This is a genomic window from Occallatibacter sp. (assembly GCF_049802275.1).
Lineage (GTDB): Bacteria > Acidobacteriota > Terriglobia > Terriglobales > Acidobacteriaceae > Telmatobacter.
In genome coordinates, this window is the sequence record NZ_JBARMD010000654.1 from 1 (window position 1) to 2,885 (window position 2,885).

Annotated in this window: 5 protein-coding genes and 1 tRNA gene; 4 read left to right on the forward strand and 2 right to left on the reverse strand. The window is 57.6% G+C overall.

Going from position 1 to position 2,885, the window contains the following annotated elements:
• Together WA354_RS21955 and WA354_RS21960 are read right to left on the reverse strand one after the other, a co-directional pair.
• Positions 1 to 980, reverse strand: a 980-nt coding sequence (locus tag WA354_RS21955; RefSeq protein ID WP_472815158.1) for a single-stranded-DNA-specific exonuclease RecJ, incomplete at its 3' end; no start/stop codon positions are given.
• A gap of 5 nt (positions 981 to 985) precedes the next feature.
• Positions 986 to 1,468, reverse strand: coding sequence for a hypothetical protein (locus WA354_RS21960; protein ID WP_472815159.1), 483 nt, complete (start codon positions 1,466 to 1,468; stop codon positions 986 to 988).
• A gap of 103 nt (positions 1,469 to 1,571) precedes the next feature.
• On the opposite strand from WA354_RS21960, the gene WA354_RS21965 reads away from it, so the two are divergent.
• The 4 genes from WA354_RS21965 (at position 1,572) to WA354_RS21980 (ending at position 2,706) form a co-directional block, all read left to right on the forward strand.
• Positions 1,572 to 1,922 carry a (2Fe-2S) ferredoxin domain-containing protein gene (locus WA354_RS21965; RefSeq protein ID WP_472815160.1) on the forward strand — a complete coding sequence of 117 codons (351 nt, stop codon included), beginning with the start codon at positions 1,572 to 1,574 and terminating at the stop codon, positions 1,920 to 1,922.
• A gap of 68 nt (positions 1,923 to 1,990) precedes the next feature.
• Positions 1,991 to 2,269 carry a DUF507 family protein gene (locus WA354_RS21970; protein WP_472815161.1) on the forward strand — a complete coding sequence of 93 codons (279 nt, stop codon included), beginning with the start codon at positions 1,991 to 1,993 and terminating at the stop codon, positions 2,267 to 2,269.
• Entirely contained in the window at positions 2,266 to 2,541 is a 276-nt protein-coding gene (locus WA354_RS21975) for a DUF507 family protein (RefSeq protein WP_472815162.1), read from the forward strand. Before WA354_RS21970 ends, WA354_RS21975 begins: the two co-directional genes overlap by 4 nt.
• A gap of 90 nt (positions 2,542 to 2,631) precedes the next feature.
• Positions 2,632 to 2,706: transfer RNA gene (locus WA354_RS21980), tRNA-Glu, on the forward strand.
• Positions 2,707 to 2,885 lie beyond the last annotated feature (179 nt).

Consider the following 2,885-nt stretch of genomic DNA (forward strand, 5'->3'; position numbering starts at 1 on the left):
GTGCAGAAAAGCTCGATGATGTCTGAAGCGACGTCCATGCGGCCTGCGGCGTTGATGCGGGGTGCCACGCGAAAAGCAATATCGAAGCTCGTGATCGGCTTGGTTGCGACATTAAGTTGAGCGGCCGCGAAGAGCGCGCGAAGGCCCGCTCCGACAGGCTTGCGCAACTCGCGCAGGCCCAGCGCCGCGATGACACGATTCTCGCTACGAAGCGGCACGGCATCGGCGATGGTCGCGATGGCGGCCATTTTGAGGAAACTTGGCAGCAGCTTGTCGCGGGTGCGCTCGGCATCGTGGCGCTCGAGCAGCGCCTGAGCAAGCTTGAGGGCGATCGACGCACCGCAGAGCGACTTCTCGGGATAGCCGCAGTTGTGCTGGTTGGGATTGAGAATGGCCAGCGCAATCGGGACGGCATCGTCGGATCGCGAAAGATGGTGGTCGGTGATGATGAAGTCGAGGCCGAGGCGTTGCGCGGTTTCTGCTTCGGCAAAGGCGCGCATTCCGGTGTCGACAGTGATGACGAGACGAACACCCTCGGTATAGGCGGCTTCGAGTACGGCGGATTGCAGTCCGTAGCCCTCGCGCAATCGATGGGGCACATGGAAGCGAACCTCGCCGCCGAGCAATTCAATTGTGGTCTTAAGCAAGACGACGGCGGTGGTGCCGTCCACGTCATAGTCACCGTAGAGCAGGATGGGTTCCTTGCGCGCGATGGCTGCTTCGACGCGCTCCACGGCCGTCTTCATGCCGAGCATAAGGAGCGGATTGTGGAGCTGTGCAATTTCAGGATTGAGGAACGCGAAAGCTTCGCCGGCGGTGGTGATGCCGCGAGCGATCAGGAGTTCGGCCAGTACGGCGGGAATCCGTGCAGCTTCGGCGAGCGCCAAGGCTTCCTGCGGATGAGGCTCGGCCAGGATCCAACGCTGACGTGGGGTGGCAAGAAGTGTGGCGCTGTTCGAAGCTGCGCTCGTCGCGCTCACCGAGCTTACTCGTCCTCTTCGTCGTGCTCGTGATCGTGGTCGTCGATGATGATGTCGTTAAAACTCTCTACATCTTCAAGCAAGGACTGGAAACGCTCGTACCACTCGGTGGTGGTTTCGTGCAGAAAGACAATCCCCTGGTAGATGAAGCCAAGCTGGATGTAGCCAACCATGCCGGCATACTTGCGCAGCCACTGCGCTTCTACGAGCTCGGACGCTTCTTCGTCGGGGAAGTTCATTTCGCCGGCTTCTTCGATGAGGCTATCGAGTTCTTCGCGTTCCAGGCGCATCTCGCTGAACGTGACGAAAGGCGCTCCGACGCGTTTGGCCATTTCGACGAAGTCTTTCCACGCGTCAGGATTGCTTTCGCCTTCCCATACGACAGAAGGGATGTCCTCGGTGATGTATCCCGGAAGACGTACGAGACCGTGGCCCTCGATGAAGGCCACCATATCGTCTTTCAGCGACAGAAGATTGTCCGTGCTCATAGTCAAGGAATCATTCTCTCAGATGGGAGTGAGGCGGGCAGGAGCAAATGTGGAAAGTTTGAGCCGATCTACGACCTGTAAGCTGGAGGTGGAGGAGTGACAATTGCCCCTGTTCGAGCACCACGTTTTTGTCTGCCATAATATCCGTCCCGAAGGCGCACCGCGGCCCTCGTGCACAGCCGATGGAAAGAGCGAATTACACACACAGTTACAGCAACTTTCAAAGGCTGCCGGCCTCGGAAACACAGTGCGCATCAACAAATCCGGATGCCTGGACCAGTGCGAGCATGGGCCTACGGTAGTGGTGTATCCCGAGGCTGTGTGGTACGGCCACGTGAAGCCCGAAGATGCGGCGGAGATTGTGCAGGAGCACCTGGTGAACGGTCGGCCGGTGGAACGGCTGCGCCTGCCCGATGCGTGCATCAATACGAAGAGCTGCCCGCATCGGGGTTAATCGAACTAGTCCATGGACTTGCATTATGTACACCGGGCGGTCTGATGCGGTATCCTGAAGTTTAGCTCATGATTTTTTCTCGCGAATACATTGGGTATCTCGCCCGCCGTACGGTCAAGCACCTTCTAGATGCCAAGCTGATCACCACCAGCGACTTGAAAGGCACAGAGGCGCGCGTCACGGAGGGCCTCACCGAGGAGCTTGCGCTCGAGGACCGCATCAACGAAGAAGTGCGCGTGATTCTCGACGCGTACTCCGACGAAATGCGCAAATCCGGGGCGCAATATGCCGAGATGTTCAAGAAGGTGAAGACCGAGCTCGCCAAGAAGTACAAGGCGGTGCTATGAGAATCAACCGTGACAAGCTGAACAAGCTTGCCCACACCGTGGCAGACACCCTGGCCGATATCGACGCTGTCGGCTTCAATGAAGATCGCAACACGATCCGCCAGGAAGCCCGCAAGGCCCTCGAAGAACTGCTAACGGAAGAGGCCCGCATCGACACAGCGGCCCGCCAGAAGATTGCCTCGCAGCGCAAGATCATCCTCGAAGGCTCGCAGGAGTGGGAGATTCTGTACCGCAAGTACTACAACGAGGAAGTGCGGAAACTGGGCATCTAAGGGCAAGTTCCCGGCCCAGTAAGCTTTGGCATACCATTGATTTTTTGATAGATTAAGAAGGCGGCTGGACTGGCCGCCCCCTCCATATGTGGCGCTATCGTCTAGGGGTTAGGACGTGAGATTCTCAATCTTAAAACACGGGTTCGATTCCCGTTAGCGCTACCAAGATTCTTCCAGAGAATTCCAAATGAATCCACTGAGACGCGATAACTCTTGAAAATTGGGCACCAGACGTCCAATTGAGACCATTGCTGGCCGTTGACATCCGGGGGCAACTGGGGGCAAGATTGGGGGCATGTGAGCAGCAAAGCAGAGGAGTTGCCCCAAATGCCAATAACTAATAC

Coding starts and splice junctions, on each gene's coding strand:
- WA354_RS21970 (WP_472815161.1), top strand. CDS start 1,991: ATGATTTTTTCTCGCGAATACATTGGGTATCTCGCCCGCCGTACGGTC.
- WA354_RS21960 (WP_472815159.1), bottom strand. CDS start 1,468: ATGAGCACGGACAATCTTCTGTCGCTGAAAGACGATATGGTGGCCTTC.
- WA354_RS21975 (WP_472815162.1), top strand. CDS start 2,266: ATGAGAATCAACCGTGACAAGCTGAACAAGCTTGCCCACACCGTGGCA.